General features: G+C 70.2%; 13 protein-coding genes. 1 reads left to right on the top strand and 12 read right to left on the bottom strand.

All coding sequences use genetic code 11. The annotated features are described in order from the left end of the window. Window position 1: 1 nt before the first annotated feature. The 3 genes from ACZ5WE_RS15940 to pyrR form a co-directional block, all read right to left on the bottom strand. On the bottom strand, window positions 2-1,288 hold the full coding sequence (locus ACZ5WE_RS15940) for a dihydroorotase (RefSeq protein WP_467686447.1): 1,287 nt from the start codon (window positions 1,286-1,288) through the stop codon (window positions 2-4). A gap of 3 nt (window positions 1,289-1,291) precedes the next feature. Next, the gene (locus tag ACZ5WE_RS15935; RefSeq protein WP_467686449.1) at window positions 1,292-2,278 is read right to left on the bottom strand and encodes an aspartate carbamoyltransferase catalytic subunit; all 987 of its coding nucleotides are present in this window, start codon (window positions 2,276-2,278) and stop codon (window positions 1,292-1,294) included. 82 nt (window positions 2,279-2,360) lie between these two features. Continuing rightward, window positions 2,361-2,933: a bifunctional pyr operon transcriptional regulator/uracil phosphoribosyltransferase PyrR gene (pyrR, locus tag ACZ5WE_RS15930; RefSeq protein ID WP_467686450.1), complete on the bottom strand. Its 573-nt coding sequence runs from the start codon at window positions 2,931-2,933 to the stop codon at window positions 2,361-2,363. Window positions 2,934-3,131: 198 nt separating this feature from the next. Here pyrR and bldD point away from each other — a divergent pair, with 198 nt between their 5' ends. Then, a complete protein-coding gene (gene bldD / locus ACZ5WE_RS15925) occupies window positions 3,132-3,632 on the top strand; it encodes a transcriptional regulator BldD (RefSeq protein WP_249591133.1) in 501 nt (166 codons plus the stop codon). A gap of 183 nt (window positions 3,633-3,815) precedes the next feature. Here the strand turns inward: bldD and nusB are convergent, their stop codons facing one another. The 9 genes from nusB to mltG all read right to left on the bottom strand — a co-directional run bounded on the left by nusB (window position 3,816) and on the right by mltG (window position 12,653). Continuing rightward, window positions 3,816-4,250 (bottom strand): transcription antitermination factor NusB, encoded by a 435-nt coding sequence (nusB, locus tag ACZ5WE_RS15920; protein ID WP_467686451.1) that lies wholly within the window; start codon window positions 4,248-4,250, stop codon window positions 3,816-3,818. 2 nt (window positions 4,251-4,252) lie between these two features. Then, a complete protein-coding gene (gene efp / locus ACZ5WE_RS15915; RefSeq protein WP_344521662.1) occupies window positions 4,253-4,819 on the bottom strand; it encodes an elongation factor P in 567 nt (188 codons plus the stop codon). A 60-nt stretch (window positions 4,820-4,879) separates the two neighbouring features. Then, on the bottom strand, window positions 4,880-5,986 hold the full coding sequence (locus tag ACZ5WE_RS15910; RefSeq protein ID WP_467686453.1) for a M24 family metallopeptidase: 1,107 nt from the start codon (window positions 5,984-5,986) through the stop codon (window positions 4,880-4,882). Between the two features lie 96 nt (window positions 5,987-6,082). Beyond that, window positions 6,083-7,009: a Pro-rich N-terminal domain-containing protein gene (locus tag ACZ5WE_RS15905; RefSeq protein WP_467686455.1), complete on the bottom strand. Its 927-nt coding sequence runs from the start codon at window positions 7,007-7,009 to the stop codon at window positions 6,083-6,085. A gap of 161 nt (window positions 7,010-7,170) precedes the next feature. Then, a complete protein-coding gene (gene aroB / locus ACZ5WE_RS15900) occupies window positions 7,171-8,283 on the bottom strand; it encodes a 3-dehydroquinate synthase (protein WP_467686456.1) in 1,113 nt (370 codons plus the stop codon). Beyond that, on the bottom strand, window positions 8,280-8,795 hold the full coding sequence (locus ACZ5WE_RS15895) for a shikimate kinase (RefSeq protein WP_467686458.1): 516 nt from the start codon (window positions 8,793-8,795) through the stop codon (window positions 8,280-8,282). The genes aroB and ACZ5WE_RS15895 overlap by 4 nt, the downstream gene beginning before the upstream one ends. Next, window positions 8,792-9,976, bottom strand: a complete 1,185-nt coding sequence (gene aroC, locus ACZ5WE_RS15890; protein ID WP_467686459.1) for a chorismate synthase — start codon at window positions 9,974-9,976, stop codon at window positions 8,792-8,794. The genes ACZ5WE_RS15895 and aroC overlap by 4 nt, the downstream gene beginning before the upstream one ends. A 155-nt stretch (window positions 9,977-10,131) precedes the next feature. Continuing rightward, window positions 10,132-10,962, bottom strand: a complete 831-nt coding sequence (locus ACZ5WE_RS15885; RefSeq protein ID WP_467686461.1) for a shikimate dehydrogenase — start codon at window positions 10,960-10,962, stop codon at window positions 10,132-10,134. Continuing rightward, window positions 10,959-12,653 (bottom strand): endolytic transglycosylase MltG, encoded by a 1,695-nt coding sequence (gene mltG / locus ACZ5WE_RS15880; RefSeq protein ID WP_467686462.1) that lies wholly within the window; start codon window positions 12,651-12,653, stop codon window positions 10,959-10,961. The genes ACZ5WE_RS15885 and mltG overlap by 4 nt, the downstream gene beginning before the upstream one ends. Between the last annotated feature and the right edge of the window lie 33 nt (window positions 12,654-12,686).

The raw sequence follows: 12,686 nt of genomic DNA, 5'->3' as shown, positions 1-12,686 counted from the left end.
GTCACGCGAGCTTCCCGTCGACGAGCGTGGCGCGGCCCCTCAGCCACGTGTGCGTCACGCGACCGGGCAGCTCACGGCCCTCGTAGGGGGTGTTGCCGCTGCGGGAGGCGAAGCCCGCGGGGTCCACGACACCACGGTAAGCGGGATCGAGAAGCGTGAGGTTCGCGGGCTCACCTGGCGAGACGGGGCGCCCGTGGCCCTTGGCCTGCCCGATCTCGGCGGGCTTGACGGACATCCGGTCGGCGACCGCGGCCCAGGTGAGCAGGCCCGTCTCGACCATCGTCTGCTGGACGACGGAGAGCGCGGTCTCCAGGCCCACCATGCCCATGGCCGCCGCGGCCCACTCGCAGTCCTTGTCCTCGTGCGGGTGCGGGGCGTGGTCGGTGGCGACGATGTCGATCGTGCCGTCGGCCAGGGCCTCGCGCAGCGCCATGACGTCGCGCTCGGTGCGCAGCGGCGGGTTGACCTTGTAGACGGGGTTGTACGAGCGGACCATCTCGTCGGTCAGGAGCAGGTGGTGCGGGGTGACCTCGGCGGTCACGTCGATGCCGCGCGACTTCGCCCAGCGCACGATCTCGACCGAACCGGCGGTCGACAGGTGGCAGATGTGCACCCGCGAGCCCACGTGCTCGGCGAGGAGCACGTCACGCGCGATGATCGACTCCTCGGCGACGGCGGGCCAGCCGCCGAGGCCCAGCTCGGCGGAGACGATGCCCTCGTTCATCTGGGCGCCCTCGGTCAGGCGCGGCTCCTGCGCGTGCTGGGCGACGACACCGCCGAAGGCCTTCACGTACTCCAGGGCGCGGCGCATGATCACGGCGTCGTCGACGCACTTGCCGTCGTCGGAGAAGACCGTGACGCCTGCGGCGGACTCGTGCATGGCGCCGAGCTCGGCGAGCTTCTTGCCCTCCAGGCCGACGGTGACAGCGCCGATCGGCTGGACGTCCGCGTACCCGCCCTCCTGGCCGAGGCGGTAGACCTGCTCGACGACACCGGCGGTGTCGGCGACGGGGAAGGTGTTGGCCATGGCGAACACGGCGGTGTAGCCGCCGGAGGCGGCGGCCCGCGTACCGGTCAGGACGGTCTCGGAGTCCTCGCGGCCGGGCTCGCGCAGGTGGGTGTGCAGGTCTACGAGGCCGGGCAGCAGGATCTTGCCCTCGGCCTCGACGACGGTCGCGTCGCCCGCGTCGATGCCGGTCCCCACCTCGAGGATCGTCCCGCCGTCGATCAGTACGTCCTGCGGCTCGCCGCCGAGCACCTTCGCACCACGGATCAGGGTCTTGCTCATGTCTTACTTCTCCTCGGAACCGGTGGGGCGGGTGTGGGTGACGGCGGGTTCGTTGCCGCCCAGAAGCAGGTAGAGGACGGCCATCCGGGTGTGGACGCCGTTGGCGACCTGCTCGATGACCGTGCAGCGGTCGGAGTCGGCGACCTCCGCGGTGATCTCCATGCCGCGGACCATCGGCCCGGGGTGCATGACGATGGCGTGCTCGGGCATCTTCGCCATGCGCTCGCCGTCCAGGCCGTAGCGACGCGAGTACTCGCGCTCGGTCGGGAAGAACGCGGCGTTCATGCGCTCGCGCTGCACGCGCAGCATCATCACGGCGTCGGACTTCGGGAGCACCCGGTCCAGGTCGTAACTCACGTCGCAGGGCCAGCTGTCGACGCCGACCGGCACGAGCGTGGGCGGGGCGACCAGGGTGACCTCGGCGCCCAGGGTGTGCAGGAGGTCGACGTTAGAGCGCGCGACCCGGCTGTGCAGGACGTCGCCGACGAGCGTGATGCTCTTGCCGCTCAGGTCCTTGCCGAGGCCCGCGTCACGCCCGACGAGGCGGCGCCGCATGGTGAAGGCGTCGAGCAGTGCCTGGGTGGGGTGCTGGTGGGTGCCGTCGCCCGCGTTGATCACCGGGGCGTCGATCCAGCCGGACGTGGCGAGCCGGTAGGGGGCGCCGGACGCGCCGTGCCGGATGACGACGGCGTCGACGCCCATCGCCTCCAGGGTCTGGGCGGTGTCCTTGAGCGACTCGCCCTTGGAGACGCTGGAGCCCTTGGCGGCGAAGTTGATGACATCGGCGGAGAGGCGCTTCTCGGCGGCCTCGAAGGAGATCCGGGTCCGCGTGGAGTCCTCGAAGAACAGATTGCAGATCGTGCGGCCGCGCAGTGCGGGAAGCTTCTTGATCGGCCGGTCGGCGACCCGGGCCATCTCCTCGGCGGTGTCGAGGATGAGAACGGCGTCGTCGCGGGTGAGGTCGGCGGCCGAGATGAGGTGTCGCATCATCTGGGTTTACTCCGTGATGTGGAGGTGTGCGGGCATGCGGGCGCGCAGGGGTGTGCCCCCGGGTTCCGCAGGAGAGCCGGTCCTACGCGGAAGCGTGCTTGGCACCGAGCAGCACGGCGTCGCGGCCGTCCTCCTCGGCGAGCTGGACCTTGACCGTCTCCCGCAGCGACGTGGGGAGGTTCTTGCCGACGTAATCGGCGCGGATCGGGAGTTCGCGGTGGCCGCGGTCGACGAGGACGGCGAGCTGCACCGCGCGCGGGCGCCCGATGTCGTTCAGTCCGTCGAGGGCGGCGCGGATGGTGCGACCGGAGAAGAGCACGTCGTCGACGAGGACGACGAGGCGGCCGTCGATGCCGTCACCGGGGATCTCGGTGCGGGCCAGTGCGCGCGGCGGATGCATGCGCAGATCGTCGCGGTACATCGTGATGTCGAGTGAGCCAACCGGGATCGTGCGTCCGGTGATTTCTTCGAGCTTCTCGGCGAGGCGCCGGGCGAGGAAGACGCCGCGGGTGGGAATGCCGAGCAGCACCACGTCGTCGGCGCCTTTGGCGCGCTCGACGATCTCGTGCGCGATACGGGTCAACACCCGTGCGATGTCCGGGCCTTCGAGCACAGGCCGGGCGACATCGGATTCGTTCGTGTCGTTCGAGTCCATATGAAACGGACCTCCTTCTCCGCCTCACGGGACGGACCTTAAAGGACGTCGGAATTGCGCCATCCACGGTACCAGCACGGGCAACGCCGCCGGTCACGACCCCCCTGAGAAGTGCCGGTACGGACCATTCGGCTTGACGCATCCAAGTAACGCTGCGTAACCTCACAGTGAGTTACCGTTCTTCGTCCGGGGAGCTATATGTCCAGCGAATACGCCAAACAGCTCGGGGCCAAGCTCCGCGCCATCCGTACCCAGCAGGGCCTTTCCCTCCACGGTGTCGAGGAGAAGTCCCAGGGCCGCTGGAAGGCGGTCGTGGTCGGTTCGTACGAACGCGGCGACCGCGCCGTGACCGTACAGCGCCTTGCCGAGCTGGCGGACTTCTATGGCGTCCCGGTCCAGGAGCTGCTGCCCGGCACCGCTCCCGGCGGTGCGGCCGAGCCGCCGCCGAAGCTCGTGCTCGACCTTGAGCGCCTCGCGCACGTCCCGCAGGAGAAGGCAGGCCCGCTGCAGCGGTATGCCGCCACGATCCAGTCGCAGCGCGGTGACTACAACGGCAAGGTGCTCTCGATCCGCCAGGACGACCTGCGCACCCTCGCCGTGATCTATGACCAGTCGCCCTCGGTCCTCACCGAGCAGCTGATCAGCTGGGGCGTCCTGGACGCGGACGCGCGCCGCGCCGTCGCCCACGACGACGTCTGATCCCTCAAGGGGCACTTGAGCAGAAACGTAACGCCGGGGTGGCCGGAACCGTTCGGGTTCCGGCCACCCCGGCGTTTTACGTACGCACGTGAGCCCTCAGGAGGCCACAGAGGCCCCAGGAGCACCATGGACGCCAGAGGGCCCGCAGCGAGTGCTGCGGGCCCTCTGAGCGGCGTAGGAGGCTTACGCCTCGTCGCGGCGCAGACTCGGCTTCAGATCCTTGAAGCGACCGAGCAGGCCGTTCACGAAGGACGGCGAATCGTCCGTGGAGAACTCCTTGGCGAGCTGGACGGACTCGTCGATCACCACGGCGTCCGGAGTCGCGTCGACCCAGATCAGCTCGTGGGCACCGAGCCGCAGGATGTTGCGGTCCACGACCGGCATCCTGTCGAGGGTCCACCCGACGGCGTACTGGGAGATCAGCTCATCGATGTGGCGCGCGTGCTCCGCGTACCCCTCGACCAGCTCCATCGTGAACTCGCTCACCGGCGGCTGCCGGGTATCGGCCCGCGAGTGGCGCACCCAGTCCGCGAGGACCGTCACTACATCTGCGCCACGCTGGTCGGCCTCGAAGAGAATCTGGAAGGCGCGTTTGCGGGCCGTATTACGAGCAGCCACGGTTAGCTGTTCACCCGGCCGAGGTAGCCGCTGTCACGGGTGTCGACCTTGATCTTCTCGCCGGTGGTGATGAAGAGCGGCACCTGGATCTGGTGGCCGGTCTCCAGCGTCGCGGGCTTGGTGCCGCCGGTGGAGCGGTCTCCCTGGACGCCGGGCTCGGTCTCCTGGATGACCAGCTCGACGGCGGCCGGCAGCTCGACGAAGAGGACTTCGCCCTCGTGCTGCGCGACGGAGGCCGTGAAGCCCTCGATCAGGAAGTTGGCGGCGTCACCGACGGACTTGCGGTCGACGTGCAGCTGGTCGTACGTCTCCATGTCCATGAAGACGAAGTAGTCGCCGTCCATGTAGGAGAACTGCATGTCGCGCTTGTCGATCGTCGCCGTGTCGACCTTGACGCCGGCGTTGAACGTCTTGTCGACGACCTTGCCGGACATCACGTTCTTGAGCTTGGTGCGCACAAAGGCAGGGCCCTTGCCGGGCTTGACGTGCTGGAACTCGACGACGGACCAGAGCTGGCCCCCGTCGAGCTTGAGCACCAGGCCGTTCTTGAGGTCGTTCGTGGAAGCCACGGTTGCGGAATCTCCTGGACTGACGTGGACGACCCCGGCGCACGCGCACAGCTCGAAAAGCTAGAGCGCGAGCAGCTCCTTGGTCGTGATGGTGAGTAGCTCGGGTCCGCCGTCCGCCTCGGGGCGCACGACGAGCGTGTCATCGATCCGGACACCACCCCGGCCCGGGATGTGAACCCCCGGTTCGACGGTGACCGGCACGCAAGCGTCCAGTTTACCCATGGCCGCGGGCGCCAACTGCGGGTCCTCGTCGATTTCGAGCCCCAGCCCATGTCCCATCAGCGGAGCGAGGCCATCCGCATACCCCGCGGAATCCAGTACGAGGCGTGCCGCGCGGTCGATGTCGCGGTAGGCCGCGCCCGGCGCGAGAGCCTCCCTGCCCGCCCGCTGAGCGGCGAAGACGAGGTCGTACAGCTCGATCTGCCAGTCCGCGGGAGACGTACCGATGACGAACGTACGCCCGATCTCACAACGGTAACCGCGGTATTCGGCCCCCAGGCACACCGAGAGGAAATCCCCTTCCTCCACCCGCCGGTCCGACGGCCGGTGGCCACTGCGGCCGGAGTTCGGTCCGGTGGCGACAGAGGTCGGGAAGGCGGGGCCGTCCGCGCCGTGATCGACGAGGCGGCGCTCGAGCTCAAGGGCGAGGTGGCGTTCCGTACGCCCGACAAGGATGGATTCGAGTAGTTCGCCGAGCGCCTGGTCGGCGATCTCCGAGCCGATCCTCAGGCAGGAGATCTCCTCCTCGTCCTTGACGAGCCGCAGTTGCTCGACCGCTCCCCCGAGATCCGTGAGCCGCAGCCGCGGCGCGACCGATCCCAGCGCGCGATGCCGGGCGACCGTGAGGTCGTGCTCCTCCACGGCGAGCGAATCGATGCCCTGCGCGGCCGCGAGGTCGGCCCCGGCGACGGCGGGGTCCCCACCGGCCGCGTCGAGCAGCTGCACCCGCACCCCCTCGTCGGGCCGCCCCTCTCCCTGCTCGTCCCCGGGCGGCCTTGAGCACAGCAACAGATCCTCGCCGCCGCCCAGCAGGAGCACGGCACCCTGCGGCGCCGCCCCCGCCAGATACCGCACGTTGGCGGGACGGGACACCAACGCCGACGCGCTGCCGCCCGCGGCACAACGCTCCCTCAACCGCTCACGGCGGGCCGCGTACACCTCAGACATGGAACGAGCCTATGAGCGGCGGCGCGGGACGGCCCGTTCAGCGCACCCGACCGAGCGGGACCGCGGCGTGGCCGGGGCATCAGGCGGCGCGGCGCCCTACCACTGCGGCGGGCTCGCGATGGAGCGGGCGAGGACGTCGTCCAGGACCCTGGCCGTGGCGGGCACGTCCAGCTGGGAGTTGTCGATGATGGGCAGGCCCGAGCCGTACCACCCGGCCATGCGGCCGTGGATGCGGGCCACTTCCTCGTCCGTGAGGCGGCGGTTGCCGCTGCGCTCGGCGTTGCGCTCCAGGACGATCTCCAGGCCGGGCAGCAGGACCACCGGCAAAAGGCCGGGGCCCACGTGGCGCTTCCAGCCGCCGAGGCCGACGACCGGGCGGTCGGGGAACACCGCGTCGTCGAGGACGCAGGAGATGCCGTTGGCCAGGAAGTTCCGTGCGGCGAAACCGCAGGTGCGGCGGGCCAGGCGGTACTGCGCCTCCGAGTGGTCGTTCCAGCCGGACTGGGGGTCCGCGAAGCCCGAGCGCACCCATTCCCGTACGTCGTCGAGGCTGATGTGGGCGGTCGGCACCCTGCGGTGCTCCGCCCAGAACTTGGCGACGCTCGTCTTGCCCGCGCCCGCGGGACCGATCAACAGGACGGCCAGCGTGGTGGCGCCGGTGTCCGCCTGGGCCGTGCCGGGCGGAGGACTCGGCACGGCGACGGGGCCGCCGGGCGGGAGCTGGATGTGGCCCGTCGTGTCCCGGCTCGGGGGCACAGGGGCGCCCGGGGCGTGGTTGTGCTGGGGGGCTCCCGGCGCCACATGCTGGGGCGCCGGCGCGTGCGGGGCCGGGCCCTGCGGATGGGGGGCCGTGCCCGGGGGGTGCGGTGCGCCGGCGAAACCCGGCGCGGGAGGCGGTGGGCCGCCCGGCGCTGCACCCGGCGGCGGACCGCTCGGGTGATGTGCGGCCGGGGACCAGCCGGTGGCCGGTCCGTGCCCCGGCTGATGGGGCGGCGGCAGCGGAGACCCCACTGCGTGCTGCATCCGGTGCCACTCCGTCTCGTGCGACTGACGCTGGTCGGGCGGCGGCCGGGGCCACCCGTTACCGAACGGTACCGCCCCCGGCCGACGTTGTGTGAACGGCCGGGGAGGCCGCTGGGTGCCCGTGGCTTGTTCCGGCGGGCCGATTCAGCGCTTCTACAGCGCTAGTTCGCCACTTCGCCGTACGCGGCCAGGAGCACCGCGGGGTCGGGTCCCTCCAGGACGGCCGGCTTGCCGAGGCCGTCAAGGACGATGAAGCGCAGCAGGTCACCGCGGGACTTCTTGTCGACCTTCATGGTCTCCAGGAGCTTGGGCCACTGGTCGTAGCGGTAGCTCAGGGGAAGCCCGACCGACTCCAGAACGGCGCGGTGCCGGTCGGCGGTCGCGTCGTCCAAGCGTCCGGCGAGGCGGCCGAGTTCGGCCGCGAAGGCCATGCCCACGGAGACTGCGGCGCCGTGGCGCCACTTGTACCGCTCGTTCTTCTCGATGGCGTGCGCGAGGGTGTGGCCGTAGTTGAGGATCTCGCGCAGGCCCGACTCCTTGAGGTCGCCGGAGACGACCTCGGCCTTGACCTTGATGGAGCGCTCGATCAGCTCGGCGGTGTGCGGTCCCTGCGGGCTGCGGGCCGCCTCGGGGTCCTCCTCGATGAGTTCGAGGATCACCGGATCGGCGATGAAACCGGCCTTGATGATCTCCGCGAGGCCCGACACGAAGTCGTTGACCGGCAGCGAGTCCAGCGCGGCCAGGTCGCACAGCACGCCCGTGGGCGGGTGGAAGGAACCGACGAGGTTCTTGCCCTCGGCGGTGTTGATGCCGGTCTTGCCGCCGACCGCGGCGTCCACCATGCCGAGCACGGTGGTCGGCACGGCGATCCAGCGGACCCCGCGCAGCCAGGTCGCGGCCACGAACCCGGCCAGGTCCGTGGTGGCTCCGCCACCGACACCGATGATGATGTCGCTGCGGGTGAAGCCGGACTGGCCAAGGGCCTTCCAGCAGTACGCGGCGACCTCAGCGGTCTTGGCCTCCTCGGCGTTCGGCACCTGGATGGCGACGACCTCGAAGCCCTGGCCCGCCAGGTCATCGCGCAGCGCGTCGCCCGTCTCGGCGAGCGCCTCGGGGTGGATGATCGCGACACGCTTGGTGCGCTCGCCGATCAGGCCGGGCAGCTCTCCGAGGAGCTGCCGTCCGACGAGCACCTCGTACGGATCGGTGCCCGCGGTGCCACCGACCTGGATACGGGTGGGCGTCTGCCCCGACGTCTCGGCCATCTCCGTCATGCTTCCTTCAACTCCAGTGCGTCGAGGACCGCTTGGGCTACCTCTTCGGGGGTGCGGTCGTCGGTGGCGACGACGGCGCGGGCGACTTCGGCGTAGAACTGGCGGCGGGCGTCCATCAGTTCGCGCCACTGCTTGCGCGGATTGACCGCGAGCAGCGGGCGCGCGACGTTCAGGCCGGTGCGCTTGACCGCCTCCTCGACGTCCATCGAGAGATAGACGACGGGGTGCGGAGCCAGGAGCGCGCGGGTCGACTCGTCGAGGATCGCGCCCCCGCCGAGCGCGAGGATGCCCTCGTGCTCGGCGAGCGCCGCACGCACGGCCTGTCGCTCCAGGTCGCGGAAGTGCGGCTCGCCCTCGTCCACGAAGATCTCCGCGATCTCCCGGCCCTGTGCGGCCACGATGTCGGCGTCGGTGTCCCGGAAGACGGTGCCGAGGCGCTCGGCGAGCAGCGAGCCCACCGTCGACTTGCCCACGCCCATCGGTCCGACCAGGACGATCTGCGGGCCGGTCACCGGATCTGGAGGTTGTCGAGGTACGACGCCACGTTCCGCCGGGTCTCGGGCACGCTGTCGCCACCGAACTTCTCGGCGACGGCGTCGGCCAGGGTCAGCGCGACCATCGCCTCGGCGACGATGCCCGCGGCCGGAACCGCGCACACGTCGGAGCGCTGGTGGTGCGCCTTGGTGGCCTCGCCGGTGGCGACGTCGACGGTGGCGAGCGCGCGCGGCACGGTCGCGATGGGCTTCATCGCGGCACGCACGCGCAGCAGTTCACCGGTGGTCAGGCCGCCCTCGGTGCCGCCGGAGCGTCCTGAGGTGCGCTTGATGCCGTCGTCGGTGGAGACGATCTCGTCGTGCGCCTTGGAACCCGGCACCCGCGCGAGGTCGAAGCCGTCGCCGACCTCGACGCCCTTGATGGCCTGGATGCCCATGAGCGCGGCGGCCAGGCGTGCGTCGAGCCGCCGGTCCCAGTGCACGTGCGAGCCGAGGCCGACGGGCACGCCGTACGCGAGGACCTCGACGACGCCGCCCAGGGTGTCGCCGTCCTTGTGGGCCTGGTCGATCTCGGCGACCATCGCCTTGCTCGCGTCCGCGTCGAGGCAGCGCACCGGGTCGGCGTCGAGCTTCTCGACGTCGGCGGGGGTCGGGTAGACGCCGTAGGGCGCCTTGGCCGCCGCCAGCTCCGTGACGTGGCTGACGATCTCGATGCCGGCCGTCTCCTTCAGGTACGAGCGGGCGACCGCGCCGAGCGCGACGCGTGCCGCTGTCTCGCGGGCGGAGGCACGCTCCAGGATCGGGCGGGCCTCGTCGAAGCCGTACTTCTGCATGCCCGCGAGGTCGGCGTGGCCGGGCCTGGGCCGGGTCAGCGGGGCGTTGCGGGCCAGGTCGGCGAGGATCTCCGGGTCGACCGGGTCGGCCGCCATGACCTGCTCCCACTTGGGCCACTCGGTGTTGCCCACCATGATCGCGATCGGCGAGCCCATGGTCAGGCCGTGCCGGACGCCGCCCAGGAAGGTGACCTCGTCGCGCTCGAACTTCATGCGCGCACCGCGCCCATAGCCGAGACGCCGCCGGGCCAGGTGGTCCGCCACCATCTCCGTGGTGATCGGCACGCCGGCGGGAAGACCCTCCAGCGTCGCGACAAGTGCGGGTCCGTGGGACTCTCCCGCGGTCAGCCAACGCAACCTGCTCAACGGTGCTCCTCATGCTCGCGCCTGGAACTGCGTGGCGCGACCGGGTGCGCGGCCCTGGCCCGCCACCCCCGATCCTCCCACGTCGGCGGGCTGGACCTGGCCTCCGGTCCAGAAAGCGGACTCCTTCGGAGAGACGGCACCGGAAAGCGAACGTCCTAGCGCGCGGCCAGCGCGTGCTCCCCCGCCTTGCGCATCGCGGCCAGCGGCGCGGGCGTACGCCCGGTCATCTGCTCGACCTGCAGCACCGCCTGGTGCACGAGAAGGTCGAGCCCGCTGACCACGGCCCCGCCGTACATCGACCAGCGGGCCGCCAGAGCGGTGGGCCACGGGTCGTACAGGACGTCGAAGAGGGTCGCGGGCCGCTCCGGCACAGCGGCCGACAACACATCGGTGGCACCGGCCGGAGTCGTGGCGATCACCAGCGGGGCGCTCAGCGCCCGCTCGGCGTCCGCCCAGTCCTCCGTCCGCACCTCCACCCCGAGCCGCTCGCCCCACTCCCGCATCTCGGCGGCACGCGCCTGACTGCGTACGTACGCGACGACCTCGCCCGTGCAGATCCGCGCGAGCGCGGCGAGGGCGGACGAAGCGGTGGCGCCCGCGCCGAGGATCGCGGCCGACTCGACCTGCTCGATGCCGCGCTCCCGCAGGGCGGCGACCATGCCGGGGATGTCGGTGTTGTCGCCGATGCGGCGGCCGTCGTCCGTGAAGACCACGGTGTTGACCGCCTCGACGGAGGCGGCGGTCTCGCTGATCTCGTCGAGCAGCGGGATCACCGCGCGCTTGAGTGGCATCGTCAGCGAGAGCCCGGCCCACTCGGGGCCGAGGCCCTTCAGGAACCCGGGCAGAGCCGCCTCGTCGACATCGAACAGGTCATACGTCCAGTCGACAAGACCCAGCTCCCCGTATGCGGCGCGGTGCAGCACCGGGGAGAGGGAATGGGCGATCGGGGAACCGAGTACCGCAGCTCGGCGCTTCTGGGCGCTCATTGACCGTTCTGTTCCTTCAGGTTCTCTTCGTACTTCTCGCGGTTCCGGTTCTGTTCTTCGTTCGTCTTCGCGAAGAGCGTCTTGTCCTCGCTGACGGAGACGAAGTAGTACCAGTCGCCCTTGGCCGGACTCAGCGCGGACTTCAGTGCCACATCGCCCGGGTTGCCGATCGGGCCGGGAGGCAGGCCCTTGATCTTGTAGGTGTTGTACGGGTCGTTGATCTTGCGGAGTTCATCGACCGAACCTGTCGCCAACTCCGACTTGCCGCGCAGGTAGTTGACCGTCGAGTCGAAGTCCAGGAGGCCGTACGTCTCCGTGTTGCCCGGCTTGAGACGGTTGTAGACGACCGTCGCGACCTTCTCGAAGTCGTGCTTGTACTTGCCCTCGGCCTGGACGAGGCTCGCGACCGTCAGAACCTGGAGCGGGTCCTTCAGATTCAGCGCGGCGGCCTTCGACTTGAGGTCGATCGCCTCGTACCGCTCATTGGCGTGGGCGACCATCTTCTTGAGGACGTCCTCGGGCTTCTGGCCCTTGGCCACGGGATATGCGGAGGGATAGAGGAATCCTTCCAGCGGGTCCTTGATGTCCTTGTTCGTATTCGCCCAGGAAGGAAGTCCGAGATCCTTCCATTTCTTCTCGGCGACGTCCTCGGTGGTCCCCTTCTTGAGGTCAAGACGGGAATCGATCTGCGCATAGACCCACGCGTTCCGCCTGCCCTCGGGAATGATGAGGTTGTTGCGGCTCTTCGGGCTCAGCATGAGGTCGACGGCGCTCTTGGCGGACATTTCCTTTTTGAGGGTGTAAACACCCGCCTGGATCGTGTCGCCCTTGTCGTTCTGCGCCTGCGCCGAGACGAAGGCGTCGACGCTCTTGACGACCCCGGCCTCCTTCAGCTTCTGGCCGATCACATAGCCGCCGGATCCCTTGGGAATGTCGACGATCGTGACGCCCGAGCCCTCGCCCGCGTAGTCCGGCGACGTACCGAAGCGGTCCTGATAGAACTGATAGCCGAAATAGCCGATTCCGCCGAGCCCGCCGGCGAAGACCACCGTCACGACCAGGCAGGCGCAGCCACTGCGACGCTTCTTCGGCTTCTTGCCGCCGCGGCCGCCACGGCGGTCCCCGCGGCGCCCCGGCGGAGTGTCGTCGTCCTCGTCATCGTCGTCGGCGCCCGAGAAGAAGGCGTGCTCGCCCTGGTCCGGGCCCGGATCCCAGTCCTGCTGCGGCTCGGGTTCGGGGCGGCGGCGGGACGGCGGCTCCGGCGGTGGGTACGCGTCGGGAGTGCCGTAGTAGTCCGGGCTCTCCGCGCCGTAGCCGCCCGTCTGGTGGCCGTAGGGGTCCGACGGGTCGGCGGTGTACGGCACCTGGCCCTGCTGCCCGGTGTCCCAGCCACCGTTGTACTGCTGCTCGGGGCCGCCGTTGTACTGCTGCTCGGGGCCACCGTTGTACTGCTGCTGGCCGACGGGCCCGCCGTACTGCTGCTGGCCGTAGGCCTGCTGCTGACCCGTGCTCCAGTCGTCGTACTGCGACTGCTGCTGAGGGTGCTGCGGCTGCTGAGGGTTGTACTGCCCCTGGCCGCCGTAGGTGGACTGGCCGCCCGAAGGCTGCTGTCCTCCCCATCCGCCGTCCCCGTACAACGGGTCCTCGGGATGCCACGGTTCGGAGCCTGGACCCCGGCCATACTCAGTCATCGATCCCCTACAAGCCGCGAGGCGGGGCCGCCG

This window comes from Streptomyces sp. NPDC033180, assembly GCF_055577645.1.
Note: the sequence above shows the minus strand (reverse complement) of the source record. Positions and strands in the feature narration are given on the sequence as shown.

Coding starts and splice junctions, on each gene's coding strand:
- ACZ5WE_RS15940 (WP_467686447.1), bottom strand. CDS start 1,288: ATGAGCAAGACCCTGATCCGTGGTGCGAAGGTGCTCGGCGGCGAGCCG.
- ACZ5WE_RS15910 (WP_467686453.1), bottom strand. CDS start 5,986: ATGTCTGAGGTGTACGCGGCCCGCCGTGAGCGGTTGAGGGAGCGTTGT.
- ACZ5WE_RS15905 (WP_467686455.1), bottom strand. CDS start 7,009: ATGCAGCACGCAGTGGGGTCTCCGCTGCCGCCGCCCCATCAGCCGGGG.
- ACZ5WE_RS15885 (WP_467686461.1), bottom strand. CDS start 10,962: ATGAGCGCCCAGAAGCGCCGAGCTGCGGTACTCGGTTCCCCGATCGCC.
- mltG (WP_467686462.1), bottom strand. CDS start 12,653: ATGACTGAGTATGGCCGGGGTCCAGGCTCCGAACCGTGGCATCCCGAG.
- aroB (WP_467686456.1), bottom strand. CDS start 8,283: ATGACGGAGATGGCCGAGACGTCGGGGCAGACGCCCACCCGTATCCAG.
- ACZ5WE_RS15935 (WP_467686449.1), bottom strand. CDS start 2,278: ATGATGCGACACCTCATCTCGGCCGCCGACCTCACCCGCGACGACGCC.
- pyrR (WP_467686450.1), bottom strand. CDS start 2,933: ATGGACTCGAACGACACGAACGAATCCGATGTCGCCCGGCCTGTGCTC.
- bldD (WP_249591133.1), top strand. CDS start 3,132: ATGTCCAGCGAATACGCCAAACAGCTCGGGGCCAAGCTCCGCGCCATC.